The organism is Ferroplasma sp. Type II, from assembly GCF_000496155.1.
Window position 1 is genome coordinate 18,091 of record NZ_KI542685.1, and the last position, 15,684, is coordinate 33,774.

Below are 15,684 nucleotides of genomic sequence, written 5' to 3' on the forward strand. Positions count from 1 at the left end.
ATTCAAGGGGAAGATATTTGGTGTTTTCCATACTATGAATGCACATGACAGAAGTTTGGTTTCACCGATTTTTGAACATCCATTCACGGCTTCAAATGGCAAGGAAGTATTCTATATGGCACATAATGGTGTTGTTAACAAACAATCGATTATGGAATATCTTGGTATCAATGGGATTTACAATGATACTGAGGCTGCACTCCAGTACATTGCTGTCAAAGGACTTTCCTCTGTAGATAATCTCGAAAAATACACCGAAAGTTCCCTTAATCTTATAATACTCCATCTGGATAAAGGTGAAGAAAAACCTGAAATATATTTCAAAAATTTTTACTTGGACAAAAACAAAAGGGATTATTCAGACATGTACACGGTGAATATGCCACATGGAAAGGCTATTATTTCATCGACTCTAACCAGGTATGGTATAGAGGGCGGTGTGCCTGCGAATGGAACTGGATTGATTAACCTTGAAAGTGGGGATCCATATGGCATAACTAAAAATTTTACAATGAAAGAATAGTGTTTTTATTCCGGCACTACAGTTTTTGTGCCCATAGATTTTATTATTATATTTGTGAACAGATGGTCAATGCCTTCCACAAATTGAATTTTGGACAGAATGTTGTATAAATCAGCCTGATCCTTAGAATACCCTCTAAGTATGAGATCATATTCCCCTGTAATCATATCCACTGAATATATTTCACCGATTTTCATTAATTTTTTAGCTATTTTTTCTGAATTGTTTGCATTCACAATCCTGACCATAGTTATAAATGAAAGGTGGTACCCAAATTTTGCCATATTAATATTGCACGCAAATTCCTCAATTACCCCATGTTCAAGCATGCCAGCTATTTTTTTCTTCACAGTGGGTTCGGATATCCCGGTTTCCCTTGAGATCTCCCTTACAGTTGTCCGGCTATTTCTAATGAGTATTTTTATTATGGTTCGGTCTACCTTAGATATTTCAGCATCCATAAGAGGTAAATTCATTGAAGTTAAAAAAATTTCGTAATATTTTTGTAAAAATAAATATTTTATCCGTTATTACTTTATAAAAGATAAGAATGATGTTCTAATATTTTACTAAGTGTTAAATATGATTTATTTTTAATTTCAGATATGAGTAATATCAATATTCTCGACAGAAATTCTGTTGGAACAGGAGGTCTTGTATTTCAGGCAATGGGTCAGCTTTCTCCCATAGGCATCTTCGGCGGTTCAATACTGGGGGCTGCAGCATTTGCTTTGGGAGCCACTCCCCTATCATTTATAATTGGGCTTTTTGCATCACTGCTTGCAGGCAACTCCATATACCAGTATTCAAAGAAAATAGCAAGTGCCCGCGGCTATTATGGATACATAGGAGACGGGCTTGGAATGACTGCAGGATCCCTTGCGGCATTTCTTTATATTCTCTATGAATTTGCCAATCTACTTTTTATACTTAGCTATTATGTGCTTACATTTTCACCTACACTTGGTTTTGTTAGTGGTTTGAACGTTCCGGATTACTTCAGTTATCTCTATATAATACTTATTTCTATACCGGCATTTTATGTTGTTTTCAAAGGAATTAAACTATCGTACAGATCCCAGATAGTGGCAAATATGATACAGATTATATTTGTGGTATCAATTGCCATAGCCATAATAATTCTGTCGCCAAAGATAGGATTCCTTCCATTCACTGCCTACAGAATTGGGATAAAGGGTGTTTTCCTTGGGTTTATAACAGGAAGCTACCTGTCATTTGCAGGGTTTGGATCAATAGTCCCTCTGGGGGAGGAAGCAAAGGCAGGCAGGAAATCCATTGGAAATGCTGTTCTTTATATAATTTTAATTATGGGCTCAATATATCTGCTTGGGTCATATGCAATGGTTGCCGGCTGGGGTATCAATAATATGGCATCATTCAGCAACAGCATATATCCAGGATTCATAATTATTAGCAGATTCGGGCATCTTCCTGATGATATTTTCTTCATACTGAATTTTTTTGTTGTATACCCGCTCTTCGTCACCATGGTAACTGCATTGTCCAGAAACATATATGCCATGGCCAGAGACAGAATGCTCCCCGGAAGGTTGTCCCTAATACATAACAGAAACAGATCACCACACATAGCGCTTGGATATATTCTTGCCATATTTACCGGGTTATCACTGATTTCATCAATTATATTTTATTATGCCGAGCAGGGATTCTTCAATGGATTTTTTGATGATTTCCTATTTTTTGCTACTGTAAGCACTGTTACCACTCTGGTAATACACGTAATGGTTAACTTTTCTCTTTACTCCAAATTCAGTCAGGAAAAGGAATACAATGCAATGAAAATTTCAACCCATATATTGCTACCTACAATTTCCACCGTGATAATTGTACTGGCAATTTACTATTCCGTGGTGTCACTGACATTTCCAATAGCATATGGGCCAGTAATAATTCTGGTTTATGGAATCGTGGCACTTTTATATGTATTTATAAAGAAAAAGGATATTTCAACGGCACAGATAAGGGAGGAATTATATGAATAAAGAAAAAATAAGAGATTTATTTTACAACCTGGACAACATAAACCATCTTGCAGCCTGCTCCAAATCACCAATGCTGAAGACCGTAAAAGATGCTATGGAAAGATACATAGATGATGTAATAAACCTGGGAAATCCATGGGATCTCTGGACAGAAAAGGTAGATGAGGCAAGGTCTCTATTTGCAAAAATAATAAACGCAGATAAGGATAATATTGCGGTTCTCTATTCTGTTTCATCGGCATTTAATGCCCTGATGAGCTCATTCGATTTCTCTGACAGGAACACTGTTGTGACTTCAGATATGGAGTTCCCAACAACAAATTTTGCACTGAATGGATATTCCAGATTTGGTCTTCATATAAACACAATAAAGAGCAAAAATAACCTAATAGAAACGGAGGCATATGAAAGGTCAATTAACCAGAAAACACTCATGGCCACCGCAATACATGTGTCGTCACTCAACGGTTTCAGGCAGGATGTGGAAGAGATCGGAAAAATTGCACATGAGAATGGTTCCTATATCTATGTAGATGACTATCAGTCCCTGGGAGGTGTTAACATGGATATGAAAAAAAGCAGGATAGACTTCCTTGCATCTGGGAACCTGAAATGGCTTCTGGGAGTCTCTGGCATTGCCTTCCTCTACGTCAACCCACAAATTATTGAGACACTAAAACCTGCGGATATAGGATGGTTTTCACAGAAAAATCCATTTGAATTTGGTGCTGAATCACTGGATTACGCTGTGGGGGCAAGAAGATTCGAAAATGGAACATGGTCAATTCCATCAGTATACGCCTCCATAGAGGGAATGAAAACGATACTGGATAATTACGGAGATATAGAGCACGAAGACAGGAAACTATTTTTGCATGCACTGGAAGTTCTGGATCAGAAAGGCATAAAAACCATCACCCCAGATCAGTCTGCCAATATAATAGCCATACCAGTGAGGAACCCCGGAGAAGCCGAAATGATGCTTAAGAAGAAATATGGGATTATAACATCAGCCAGGGGGGATTCGTTGAGGATAGCCCCCCACTTTTATAATACGGAGGAAGAAATTGATAATGCCATAGAAAAAATTAAAATTGAATTTTTTAGATAATTATACATTTTTTTACATGTGTATTAATAATATTATAATATTTTCTATTTTGAATATATATTATACTATTAATCATATTTGCAATGCATATTATTTATTAAATATATTACAAAATACTTTAATATAATAAGACAAATAAGTTATATCAACTACAATATGTCTTTATAATAGAATTATTATCAGGTGTGATGGATAAAATTATAGATAACAATTTGTTTGGCAAATTTATACGACTGCTATATATTGCAACAGCTATAGGGGCCTTTACCGATATATTTGATACCAGTGTTGTGGGAGGAGCATCGGCAAGTATCATAACATCATTAAAGATCACGACACCGGAATTCGGATTACTCGGCTCCATGACATTTATTGGAGGGCTTGTTGGAGCCATTTCATTTGGTTTCCTGTCTGATAAAATAGGGAGAAAGAAAAGTTTCATCCTTACTCTCCTGCTATTCATAATATTTGAATTTCTTTCCGGACTGGCACCGAATTATTATTCGCTTCTTGTTTTCAGAGTTATAGTAGGATTTGCAATAGGAGCTGATTACGTTCCAGCAATAACGCTTTTATCGGAATTTGTTGAACCGGACAAACGTGGTTCCTCATTCGATTTCTTCTGGATTATTGCTAATGTTGGGGCACTGGTTGCATATATTATCGCATTCATGCTAGTCCCTCTTGGAGCGATCCAGTGGAGAGTACTATTCATGCTTGGAGTAATACCGCCAATAATAGGACTAGCAATAAGGACAAAGCTTCCAGAAACTCCAAGATGGCTTGCAGTGCATAATAAAATCCATGAAGCTGAGCTAGTAGTGGATGAAATTGGATTATCAAGAGAGAATCTTCCAAAGTATGAAAAATACATAGAACCTGAGAAGAAACTCATGAAACCATATATATTCGGCGTGACTATTCCTCTATTTCTTGTGATGCTCCTTAACATACCCGCATCAGGCCTGCTTGAGCTTACACCGGTTCTTCTGAACTCACTTAGTATACCGAAGTCAAACGCTTTACTCTTTACTGCAGGTGCCTGGGTAATACCGGTAATTCTAGGGAATATAGCAGCCTTCAAATTGATTGATATACTTGGAAGAATAAAAATGATAGTCATAGGTGCAGTTGGCCTGGGTATTGCACTCATATCCATGGTTATTTTTTCATCCCCAGCACATTTCAATATTCCACTGATGCTCGCATCACTGGCCATAGGGGGATTTATTCAGTCCTTCTACATTCCTGTGATATATTCCCTTTCCACTGAACTTTATCCGACCGAAATAAGGGGCATAGGTCAGGGTATAAGCGTTGGGGGCATAAGAGTGGCAGGTATTATAGGAATATTTGGCGGCGCACTGTTGTTAACTTATTATAAAGTTCCTGGAATGCTTCTCACATACGCTGCCATATGTTTCGGTGCTACCCTGGTAACCGTTTTCTGGATGGGAAAGAAAACAGAGACAAACAGGAAAGAACTGGAAGAAATTACAGCAACTTTTGTGAAAGACTGAAAATTTAATAAAATATTTTTTATTTTTTTTGAAACAGTAAAGGTACCAGACAAATATTATTATACACCTTCACGTTGAAATACTATGGTTTTTAAATACAAAGATAGAGATGTTGCTGTAATTGCACACCGTGGTGGAGGTATGCTATTTCCTGAGAATACGATTTCCGCCTTCAAAGGCGTTCAGAAATTAGGCGTTGACGCTGTTGAATGTGATGTCCAACTGACCATGGATGGAAAACTTGCAGTCATGCATGACCCAAATCTTAAACGTATGGCGGGCATAGATAAGAAAATATCTGAGATCACCAGCGATGAGATAAAGAAAATAATATTGCTGAATAATGAAAAGATACCCATGCTGGAGGAATTGATAAAGGATGTGGATACACGGTTAATCATTGAATTAAAATCAATAGAAACCATAAACCCTATTTTCAAAATTATATATGAACAGCAGGAAATACTCAAAAGATGTACATTCATATCATTTTACCATGAGGCTCTATTGCTCCTTAAACAGAAATTTCCGGAAGCGGACTGCGCTGCCCTTATAGCAGGGTTTCCTGTAGACCCCGTTTCTATGGTTAAAAACTGTGGCTGCAATATGATTTCCGTGAATTATGAGGGGATTTCTAAAAATTATGTGGATAAATGCCATGACGGGGGAATAAAGGTAAGCGTCTGGACACCAAATGATGAGAAAAGCATACTTTCTTCCCTGGATGCTGGTGTTGATGCAATAGCATCTGACAGGCCGGACCTGGTGATCCGGTTAATAAACGACCATGGAAAAAGTCAGTAATCACTCAGATCCTCGAGGGATTTTCCCTTTGTCTCCTTCCCGAGAAGCAGTGTTATTACAAACCCTAAGGCTGACAGCAAACCAAGGAAGACCAGGGCTATTGCTAGTCCATAAATATCTTTGACTATGGCAAAGGAGAATATTCCGGCCAATGCCCCTATCCTGCTTACTGTTGTGGCAAATCCCTGTGCAGTGGATCTAATTTCAGTTGGATACAGCTCCTGGGGATATATGGATGAGGTGATCCCAGGACCCAGTTCCTGGCTTATTTCAAAAATAACAAAAAGTGGGACTATAAACATTATATCAGGGAAATAACGGAAAACTGCAGCAGCAGCTATCAGGGTTACAAACATGCCTGCAAATCCCACTGAAGTAAGATTTTTCCGCCCGGAACGGTCGATAAGTACAATGGCAATGACAGCGCCTATAATTGCCATTAAAGCAATTAAAGTAGCATATCTTGAGGCTGCATCAGAGCTAATTCCAATTTGCGTCAGTATCGTTGGCCCATATAATGCTATAACGTAGGTTACCGCATCAAGAATGAACCAGAATATTGAAACAAAAAAGGTTGCAGCGATGTATTTTTTACTGAAAAGATCACTAAACTTTGTCTTCCTTACTTTGGCGGATATTATTACTGCTGTAGAATTGTCTATCTCCTTCATTGAATTTGTTGCATCTGCCGCGTTTCCCTGATTTGCAAGCCATCTAGGCGATTCTGGTACCCCCTGCCTCATAACCATGATGATAACTGCAGGAATTATTCCAACTAAAAACATAAATTTCCACGAATCGCTACCAGTGGGAATGAGAGCTGCTCCTATGCCGTAGGCTGCAAATGCTCCTATAAACCATGCGGCTCCTGAAAAGCTGAGCAACTTTCCACGATGCCTGGCAGGGGCAAATTCCGCTATTATTGTAGGGCTTATTGCATAGTCGGCTCCAATGGCAATGCCCAATAGAAGCCTGAAAACAAGTAACTGTACAAAAGTGAAAGAAATAGCTGTAAGAAATGTAAATAAAATGAAGAAAGCCATGTCCCAGAGATAGATGTATCTTCTTCCTTTAATGTCGGTTAGATATCCTATAAAGACGCCTCCAAAGACCATACCGAGCAAAGTGGAACCCAGAAGGAGGGTTATATCTATTGAGGTAAGGGAAAATGGCAAAACAAGGACAGCTATGGAAATTATAGAAATATCATAGCCGTCCAGAAAACTTCCACCTGAAGAAAGTGCAGTGATTCTCAAATGCACCTTCTTGATTGGGCTATTATCAATGCTTTCAAACACTAACAATTATTTGCATGGAATATTTAAAACTTTACTATATATTATATATAAATCTTCGTTTTCCGAGGGCTTTGGGACAATATTATTTTGAGGGGAATCCCCGGTAATCTTTTATCATCTCCGGATTTGTACGCCTCAGGTAGCTGTACTGCCTCAGGTTGTGCATGTTGATCTTGAGAGTCTCCTCCGTCTTCTTTCTCTGAGACAGTTTCTTCCTTATCTTTACAGGCATCTTCCTCTTCATCATTGAATTCACAGATTCTGATATTGATCTCATATGGTACTGCTCCATCCAGTATTGAGTATTATCAATGAATCCATATAGCATTGTTTTCCATGATGGCACTCCTTTGGAACGGAATGTTGCATTAGTTTTTGGAAGGAAATAGGGAGTTATGCCGTATCCATCAACAGTAGAGCAGATCTTCCTGCTTGAATACAGTGCATCCCCCAACATTGTCTCTATCTGAGGGCACAGGTCTATGGTCTGTGCCATTATACCTGGAAACATGGACAGCTCTCCTATTGAGTGGTCATCGGTGGTGTATAGGCCCGCTATCATCTTTGTATGGACTCCCACTGAAAATGATGAATACTGGAAGTCGTGTTTTCCCTTCGTGTGGGGAAAAGAATCTGATTGCTCCTTTTCCTTTTTCTTCTCTTTCTCGATCCTCTGCTGGCTTCTCTTCGATTCATAGTTGGCCTTCATCGTTGCCGGATCACCTGTTCCATCTGTGGAGAATATCTTCTCCGTGGAATTGCCTGATTCGTTCATGATCCTGAGAACCTCATCCAGGAGCTTCTTTGATCGTTCGGGTTCATAGCCTCTCTCTATGGTCTTATAGGAAAATTCTGAGGATATCCCAAGCTTTTCACTGAACAGCCTAAGAAATCCCTCAGCTATGCGGTTGGGCATGCCGAAGTATGCCTGCATCAGCATAACCTTGACTATGTCTGAGGCTGGAACTGGAGGCCTTCCAGCTCCCCTCTTCTCCTCCTGAATACGGGAAGAGGCTATGTTAACCACATCCCTGATTGTTTCCAGCACATCGGCTATTTCATTCACCTGTGCCTGGTCATAGAGATGCCAGTTCCTTTCGGCCTGATCCCTTTTCTCGTAGGGGAAGGATTTATCCCTTACCGATTTGACAAGATTCCTCAGATCCTCTATATTCTTCTTTGCCACATATATGTATAACGAACAGGTTTAAATAGTTATGTGTACTATTCCACATAATGAATGGAACAATGATACTCTTTCATTTTCCAGAGAAGACAGCTCATGGAACAATAAACAAGTTCATGCAGAAGTTCTATGGACAGGATTCAACCTCAGGGAATGGCAAGTATAAGTACCACAGGCATGGTTTGCTGGAAAGCATACCTCATAGAAAGCTCCTAAGAGGAGTTCTGATACTCAGGAATGAGGATGCTGCAAAGGTATTAAATTTCCTGGAACAGTATTCCCTTACACTGCATGTCAGAGAGGTGAAACTAACCTCAGATGATGAAAAAATACTGAGGGGAACCCATGAATAAATTTGTCCCAAAGCCTTTTCCGAGAAATTTAGCCTTTCAAATTTAATAATTAAGAGCTATGGAACTTTGATACCGGTAAAATTCACTGACATTCACAAACAATCCCTATTTCCCAGGATGTTCATGGCAATAACCGATATCACGATAGCCATGCAACATAGTTCCAGTGATTTATTTAGATTTCATCTCCATAGAGCTACTCACACAAAGGAGAAGAGAACCATAATTAATTTTTAATTCAAATAAGTTCAATCAATTCCTCTGTCAGTGGACTTGCTATTTCTACTGATACATCGTTTCTCTGGATTTCTTCAAGTGATGTATTAAAAAGTATCTGAAGATACTCCGTCGCCCTGATGCTCGGGACGAATTGCGTTACCTGTATATGTCTTTTCACCGGCCTTATGTATGTTGTATCAATATATATTCCCCGTGAGGCTGCTTTTTCCATTATTTTCCCCAGTATTGGATTATTTGCCCTTACCCAGTATGAGTTCTCCATTTTCGGTATCTCTTCTATCCCTTCAAGAAGCTCCAGGGGTTTTTCAGATACTACTGCAATTTTGAACTGGCCATGTTCCAGATAATCATTAACAAGCCTTCCAAGAGAATTGCTTGATTCCAGAGCGTCCATTAATTTTTTGCCCGCATGGACATCCCTGTGAATGCTGAATCTAATTACTGTTAGAGGACGTTTTTTATTCATATTTAGAAGAGTCTCCATTGCCCCCTTTGTTGGACGAATGCGAATATTATAAACAAAATTATTTTTTAAAACAACTGGAAGGAGAGTATTTGAAACATCCTTTGCTACTGTATGGCGGTATGAGAAAAGTATATTCATCTTGCCATTTGAAAGAAATGGCTGATGCATCATTACTGTGGGAATAGAATTCAGATTTACCATTAACTCATGTATTTCTGAGGATTCCAATTTTTCCGTTAGCGAAAAATAGTCTCCTATTTCCTGGAAAGCACCCGGGTTGAGAGCAAGCATTTTCTCAAAGGATTTTTCAATAAATGACTTCATATAGATTCCATCCTCTTCTTTTTTTAGAAATACGGAATATTCACCACCCAGAATTTTAAGATTTTCTCCAATGGGGGAATTTATGTTTAACTGTATTCTACATTCTGTGTCTGTAATACCTGCGGTTTCGTGTATAAGCATAATATGTAAATATATAATACTATAAAAATATTTCAAGTAAAATGATAATATTCGGATTCGGATTTCAATGAAATAGGAAAAATTAACTTTCCTGGTACTTATATAATTAAAGTTCATTGACTTCAATGTCAGTAAACAGATAGTGTTTTGAATATGAAATGGATAATCAACATCCATGAAATTGTGTGTGCCTCCATTATAAAATGCACTACAAATTGACTAAAATCTAATTCCAATTTTACAGAATATAAATTGAGAAAGTTTTAGAAATGATATACATATTCTCCAGAACTTTTGTTCCCAGCTTTTTCTATTTCAATGGCTTTTAGCTCCTTCCTTTTGATTTTTCCGCTGATGGTTTTAGGAAGCTCATTTGTAAATTCAATAATTCTTGGATGCTTATAATATGGAAGCAGTGTTTTAACTGTATTGTATATTGATCTTGCCGTTTCCTCGTTCTTTTCGTATCCATCATTCAATACGACAAATGCCTTAATTCTCTCATATTTCATTGGGTCAGGCACGCCTATGACCGCAGATTCCAGAACAGCTTCATTTTTGATAATTGCGCTTTCAACCTCGAATGGGCCGACACGGTAATCCGATGTTTTGATTACATCGTCAGTTCTGCTGACAAAATAAAAATACCCTCCGTCGTCAAAGTATGCCTTGTCTCCTGTAAGATAATGCCCGTTAACAAATACAGTTGAATTTTTCTCCTGGTCTGAATATCCAAGAAATAGGCCATATGTTCCCTTATAGTTATCAACAGCAATGTTTCCTATGGTGAAAGGAGTGTTAATCTGATTCATTTCATCGTCAACAAGTACAATCTTATATGAATTCAGCGGTTTGCCCATTGATCCTGGTATAATTTTCATGCCTGGCAGATTTGCCACCATTGCGGTTGACTCACTCTGTCCATAGAAATCCCTTATTGTTGTTCCATAGCGTTCCTTCCATTTGTTTATCACTTCACCATTCAAGGGCTCCCCGGCACTAACCGTTTCCTTTAAATTTGCAAGATTAACATTCTCATTTTTGTAGGAAAGAAACTGACGCCATGCAGTTGGAGGTGCACAGAAAGAATTTACACTGTATTTTCCTATTAATTCGAGGTACCTGGCGAAATTAAGACGGCCTGCATAGTCGATTGAAAGTACAGTTGCACCTGCACATAGTGGTGCAAAAAATGAGCTCCATGCAAATTTTGCCCAGCCAGGCGAACTCAGGTTGTTATGGATGAAATCAGGCATGATTCCTATTGCAGCAAGTGTGCTCAGCTGACCCAGTGGGTACAGGATGGAACTGTGCTTAACAGCCTTTGGCATTCCTGTAGTGCCTGATGTAAAATATTTTATGAAAAGATCATCTTCATATAAATCGGCAGGTTCTGAATCCGGTGGCATCTTATTTATCTCATTGAATCGTATCCATCCTGGTTTTTCCCCAATGACGATCTTCAAGGGTTTTGTAGAAAGGGCATGTTCCAGCTTACCGGTATTTGCCACGTCTGATATTATTACATCAGGAGGATCCTGTGAAAACCGGAATTTAAGCTCGTATTCGGTCAGGTTCGGTGCTGTTGGAATCACAACAAATCCTGCTTTCAGGGCACCCATCATGATAATCCACTGCTCTGGAACTGCACCTGCCATTATATAGATGTTTGATCCCTTTTTAATATCCATCTGCCTGAGAAAATTTATAAATCTATTGTAGTTTTCATAAAATTCTCTATATGATATTTTCCTTTCAGTGCCAGTGCTTTCATTCATATATATTATGGCATCTTTACTACTTTCTGCAAATAATTTCTCAAATATTTCAGATACCCAGTTAAAGGGCTTTTTAATTTCCAATGACTTCAATTCCCCTAGCATTTCATTTCTCGTTTTTGAGTCAGAAGAAATAAAATGTCTGTAAAATTCTAAAAGTTCCATTCAATTATAACGTATAAAAAAATATAAATTTTATTATTATGGTGAATAATATCAATAATTAATTACTCATTTGTCACTCCTCCAGTAGCCTGGTATTCCTTAAGCTTGTCAGTATGGTATCCTGTATTTATTGCAATAAAATAAATTGCAAGACTAATAATTGCGAAAATTATGTAGTCATATGGGAATGGAATTATATTTACCCCCAGCGATCCATAGTATGACATGATTCCCAGAAATATGCTATAAACCACAACCCATACAGATGCCTTAAGGTGTATTTGTGCACTTCCTCCTGATAGCCTGTAAAGAGCCAGTGGTGTTATTATTATCGTTGCAGAAAATAGTGTAAAATAAGCTGGGAAAGGCAGCAATGAGAGGGCATATACAGCACCGATAAATATGAATATCACCCAGTACACGAGAGAGAACAGTGATGCTGTCCTGAGGATTATATTGAAAGTTTTTCTCCCATAATTGCTCAGGAGGAATATTGGAAGGCCCCCGTCAACTATAAGGAGTAACAGTGAAACTATACTCCATCCTGCGAAATAAACAAGCATTGATGCAATTACGAATCCAAGGGGTGCCATGACTGTGAGAAATGGCGTTTTAAATGGCCTGTGCATTTCTGGTGCTGTTTTCCTCAATGATGTATTAGTAATTCCGGCTGCCAGATATGCGAAAACTGTGAAAGATGAGTTTATTCCCACAAGTGCATACCAGCTTGGAAATGGTAGAAGAAACATAGCTCCTATAATGAATGTAATAACCAGGGATATCCATGGAGTCCTGAATCGGGGATGTATTCTTCCAAAGAAGGCTGGTATATAATTCATTCGTGCCATTCCGTAAAGGGATCTTGCAGAGGATCCCACATATACGCCCAGTGTTGCTGCAGATGAAATTACAGCGACTATGATCAGGAATATTGAAAATCCGATGAGCAGGATTTCATTAGTGGAGTGAAATGCATAATAAAACGGGTTTGCCGACCATTTAGAGGCAAGCAGGGCACTCCAGTCACCAACTGGAACTTTAGCAGCTTTCCAGTTAATGGCACCAATAAAGGCTATCTGCAACAGTACATATGTTGCCATGGCAGCCAGCATTGCGCTTATCATTCCCAAAGGCACTGATTTTTTTGGATTCCTTGTTTCCCCTGCATAGTCGAGCCCCTGCCTGAAACCTTCATATGAGAATATAACCCCGGCAGGGACCATGGCTGCAAATATTGATGATGGCCCATATGGGAAGAATCCATGTGGCAGGGTGAAGAAGTTACTGGCGTGGAATATAAAAGCGGCAACAAATATAATGGTAAGTATTATTGCACCCATCTTAAACCATGTCATCACTGCATTAGATTTCCCAAATATGTTTACACCAACATATTGCACTACAATGAAGATCGCGAGCAGGACAAGGGCTAATACTACTCCGAGGGGGGTCAAAAGTGAAATGGACGAATTATAAATACCGGGCACATAGCTGCTTAAAAAACCTGTGAGAGCAGCAGCTTCTACCGGTGGAGTGGCAATCGCACCTATCGTGTATGCCCACCCAAGATAGAAGTTGCTTACAGGGCCATGGGAAAATTCATTGAATCTTACAAGTGAGCCGCTATAGGGGAACAATGTCCCTAATTCAGCGAAGACAAGTGCAAGGATAATGAAGAATATACCCGCGACAATCCATGTCAAAATGGCACCGGGACCTGCGTAGGCCGGACCTGCAAGAACTCCTAACAGCCATCCAGAGCCCACCATGCCACTGAAGCTTATCAGAAATATATCAACAGACGATAGGGATTTTTTTAGTTTAATAGAGTTGTCTACGTTATTCGTAATATTATCACTCATTTTCGGATATCAAATCATGTGTCTTAAAAATATCGTTGTTTCAAATGAATTATTTAAATGGATATGTCAGATAGATAAGGATATTAGATATCTGTTTTATAACCGGCAAGCATAGACCCTATATTTTCATGATCCTTTGTCAGTATTTCATTTGTTCCTTCCAGCACAATTTCTGCCGGGCGTGGAAGGAGATTATAATTCGATGCCATTGAAGACACGTATGCCCCCGCATTAAGAATTATAACTGTATCTCCTATTTCAGGATAGGGCATTCTTATCCCCCTGCCCAGATAATCCGTGTTTTCACATACCTGTCCCGACCACGTCAAACATTCCAGAGGGTTCACTTATATTATGCCCTGATAATAATATGTCATGGTGTGCTCCATAAAGAGGAATTCTGATCAGGGTATTCATGCCGGTATCTATGCCAATCAGGGTATTATATGATTTTTTTATGGAAGTTACAGATGCAAGCAATATTCCCGAGTCTGCCACAATATATCTTCCCGGCTCTATGATTAAATGAGATTTCCCAAAATATCCACGTTTTCTAGAATCAATGAAGTTTTCAGATATGTACCCTGCAGTTTTATAGATGTCCAGTTGCTTCGTACCTGTGTCATATGGAACACCGAAGCCCCCCCAATATCGATAAAATCAAAATTTATTCCTGTTTCATCTGCTATTTTTTCTGCAATTTTAAAGAATATTCCTGTGGATTTTCTGAAAAATTCAGGATCTAGTACATTAGAGCCGGTCATCATATGTATTCCAAAGCTTTTTGCACCAAGTTTGACTGCCCTTGAATATGCCCCTATTGCATCTTCCATTGATATCCCGAATTTCACATTTTTTCCACCAGTCGTGATTCCTGGGAATTCTCCTTTTCCGATACCGGGGTTAATTCTAAATGATACTGTTTCAGGAATGTTACCATTAAGCAGGTCCATCTGCCCCTCATGGTCAAAATTAATTGCCACACCTGAATCCCTTATGTTCTCCAGGTCGTGGATAGAGAGGTTATTAGGCGTAGCTATGATTTCAGATTTTCCCGCTCCTGCCATGAGGGCTAAAAGCACTTCATTATAATTTGCTGCATCTATCCCTACTCCAGCTCTGATTATTGCGGAAACTATATAGGGATTATAGTTAGCCTTGACCGCATAATGAATCTTTATATGGATGCCACTGAAGGCATACGTGAGACGTTTTATATTTTCCATAATCCTGGCCATATTATAAACAATAACTGGCGTTCCGTACTTTTTAGACAGATATTTTATATTTTTCCCTGCGAATTCAGATGCATTGCCGGATAATCCACTGTATTCATAATTCATTTCTCCAACCATTGACAATAGAACGCATATAAGTTTTTAAACCTGCCTTATCCATTTTATATTTTCATGCATTTATATATCTATTTTTTGTTTCTTGACATTTTAATGGATGATTATATATTGGGAAATGATAAACATGAATGGCAGAAAAAATGCTTATTATAATAATATCTGGAGAGAAGGACAAGACAAAGGCTATGATGGGATTGACTCTTGCAGGCCACCTTAATGCGGATACAAAGGTAATATTCTTTGGAGAGAGCGAAAAATTGGCTGCATCAGAGGACCCTGAAATCGGTACTCTCATAAAGAATCTTCAGGATAAGAATATTATACCCATTGCCTGCAGTGGCTATGCTGAGAAAAATAATATAGACGCCAAACTGAAAGAAATGAAAATGGAGGTTAGGCCTATTTCAGCAGTAATAACGGATTATGTAAGCAAAGGATATATACCCATTACTTTTTAAATCCATATATCCATTGAAATATTTTTTTCTGATCTGGTAACAGAAATAATTAATATTTTAGAATAACTCATGTTAT

The 15,684-nt window shown here is 38.5% G+C and carries 15 protein-coding genes and 1 pseudogene; 7 read left to right on the forward strand and 9 right to left on the reverse strand.

From position 1 onward, the window contains the following. A pseudogene (locus tag AMDU4_RS01160) lies at positions 1 to 523 on the forward strand (hypothetical protein); the annotation flags it as partial. A gap of 5 nt (positions 524 to 528) precedes the next feature. On the opposite strand, the gene AMDU4_RS01165 reads toward AMDU4_RS01160, so the two are convergent. Further along, the gene (locus AMDU4_RS01165; protein ID WP_021786165.1) at positions 529 to 984 is read right to left on the reverse strand and encodes an Lrp/AsnC family transcriptional regulator; all 456 of its coding nucleotides are present in this window, start codon (positions 982 to 984) and stop codon (positions 529 to 531) included. Positions 985 to 1,128: 144 nt separating this feature from the next. On the opposite strand from AMDU4_RS01165, the gene AMDU4_RS01170 reads away from it, so the two are divergent. The 4 genes from AMDU4_RS01170 (at position 1,129) to AMDU4_RS01185 (ending at position 5,982) form a co-directional block, all read left to right on the forward strand. After that, positions 1,129 to 2,547, forward strand: coding sequence for an APC family permease (locus tag AMDU4_RS01170; protein ID WP_021786166.1), 1,419 nt, complete (start codon positions 1,129 to 1,131; stop codon positions 2,545 to 2,547). Continuing rightward, positions 2,540 to 3,658 carry an aminotransferase class V-fold PLP-dependent enzyme gene (locus AMDU4_RS01175; RefSeq protein WP_021786167.1) on the forward strand — a complete coding sequence of 373 codons (1,119 nt, stop codon included), beginning with the start codon at positions 2,540 to 2,542 and terminating at the stop codon, positions 3,656 to 3,658. The genes AMDU4_RS01170 and AMDU4_RS01175 overlap by 8 nt, the downstream gene beginning before the upstream one ends. Positions 3,659 to 3,846: 188 nt before the next feature. Further along, positions 3,847 to 5,178 (forward strand): MFS transporter, encoded by a 1,332-nt coding sequence (locus AMDU4_RS01180; protein ID WP_021786168.1) that lies wholly within the window; start codon positions 3,847 to 3,849, stop codon positions 5,176 to 5,178. An 84-nt stretch (positions 5,179 to 5,262) separates the two neighbouring features. Next, complete coding sequence (locus AMDU4_RS01185; RefSeq protein WP_021786169.1) at positions 5,263 to 5,982, forward strand: glycerophosphodiester phosphodiesterase family protein; 720 nt, start codon at positions 5,263 to 5,265, stop codon at positions 5,980 to 5,982. Here AMDU4_RS01185 and AMDU4_RS01190 read toward each other — a convergent pair. Beyond that, a complete protein-coding gene (locus AMDU4_RS01190; protein ID WP_021786170.1) occupies positions 5,976 to 7,280 on the reverse strand; it encodes an MFS transporter in 1,305 nt (434 codons plus the stop codon). The two genes, AMDU4_RS01185 and AMDU4_RS01190, sit on opposite strands and share 7 nt — an antisense overlap. A gap of 82 nt (positions 7,281 to 7,362) precedes the next feature. Next, positions 7,363 to 8,466, reverse strand: a complete 1,104-nt coding sequence (locus AMDU4_RS01195) for a transposase (protein ID WP_021786171.1) — start codon at positions 8,464 to 8,466, stop codon at positions 7,363 to 7,365. A gap of 50 nt (positions 8,467 to 8,516) precedes the next feature. On the opposite strand from AMDU4_RS01195, the gene AMDU4_RS01200 reads away from it, so the two are divergent. Beyond that, a complete protein-coding gene (locus tag AMDU4_RS01200) occupies positions 8,517 to 8,819 on the forward strand; it encodes a hypothetical protein (RefSeq protein WP_021786172.1) in 303 nt (100 codons plus the stop codon). A 238-nt stretch (positions 8,820 to 9,057) separates the two neighbouring features. Here AMDU4_RS01200 and AMDU4_RS01205 read toward each other — a convergent pair whose 3' ends face one another. The 6 genes from AMDU4_RS01205 to AMDU4_RS01230 form a co-directional block, all read right to left on the reverse strand. Then, complete coding sequence (locus AMDU4_RS01205) at positions 9,058 to 9,990, reverse strand: hypothetical protein (RefSeq protein WP_021786173.1); 933 nt, start codon at positions 9,988 to 9,990, stop codon at positions 9,058 to 9,060. Between the two features lie 263 nt (positions 9,991 to 10,253). Beyond that, entirely contained in the window at positions 10,254 to 11,933 is a 1,680-nt protein-coding gene (locus tag AMDU4_RS01210) for an AMP-binding protein (RefSeq protein ID WP_021786174.1), read from the reverse strand. Between the two features lie 62 nt (positions 11,934 to 11,995). Continuing rightward, entirely contained in the window at positions 11,996 to 13,795 is a 1,800-nt protein-coding gene (locus tag AMDU4_RS01215) for an APC family permease (protein ID WP_021786175.1), read from the reverse strand. Between the two features lie 83 nt (positions 13,796 to 13,878). Then, positions 13,879 to 14,067: a hypothetical protein gene (locus AMDU4_RS01220; protein WP_290703849.1), complete on the reverse strand. Its 189-nt coding sequence runs from the start codon at positions 14,065 to 14,067 to the stop codon at positions 13,879 to 13,881. Positions 14,068 to 14,098: 31 nt separating this feature from the next. Then, positions 14,099 to 14,293, reverse strand: coding sequence for a hypothetical protein (locus AMDU4_RS01225; protein ID WP_021786177.1), 195 nt, complete (start codon positions 14,291 to 14,293; stop codon positions 14,099 to 14,101). A gap of 23 nt (positions 14,294 to 14,316) precedes the next feature. Beyond that, the gene (locus AMDU4_RS01230; protein WP_021786178.1) at positions 14,317 to 15,150 is read right to left on the reverse strand and encodes a hypothetical protein; all 834 of its coding nucleotides are present in this window, start codon (positions 15,148 to 15,150) and stop codon (positions 14,317 to 14,319) included. 128 nt (positions 15,151 to 15,278) lie between these two features. On the opposite strand from AMDU4_RS01230, the gene AMDU4_RS01235 reads away from it, so the two are divergent. After that, the gene (locus AMDU4_RS01235; RefSeq protein ID WP_021786179.1) at positions 15,279 to 15,608 is read left to right on the forward strand and encodes a hypothetical protein; all 330 of its coding nucleotides are present in this window, start codon (positions 15,279 to 15,281) and stop codon (positions 15,606 to 15,608) included. Positions 15,609 to 15,684 lie beyond the last annotated feature (76 nt).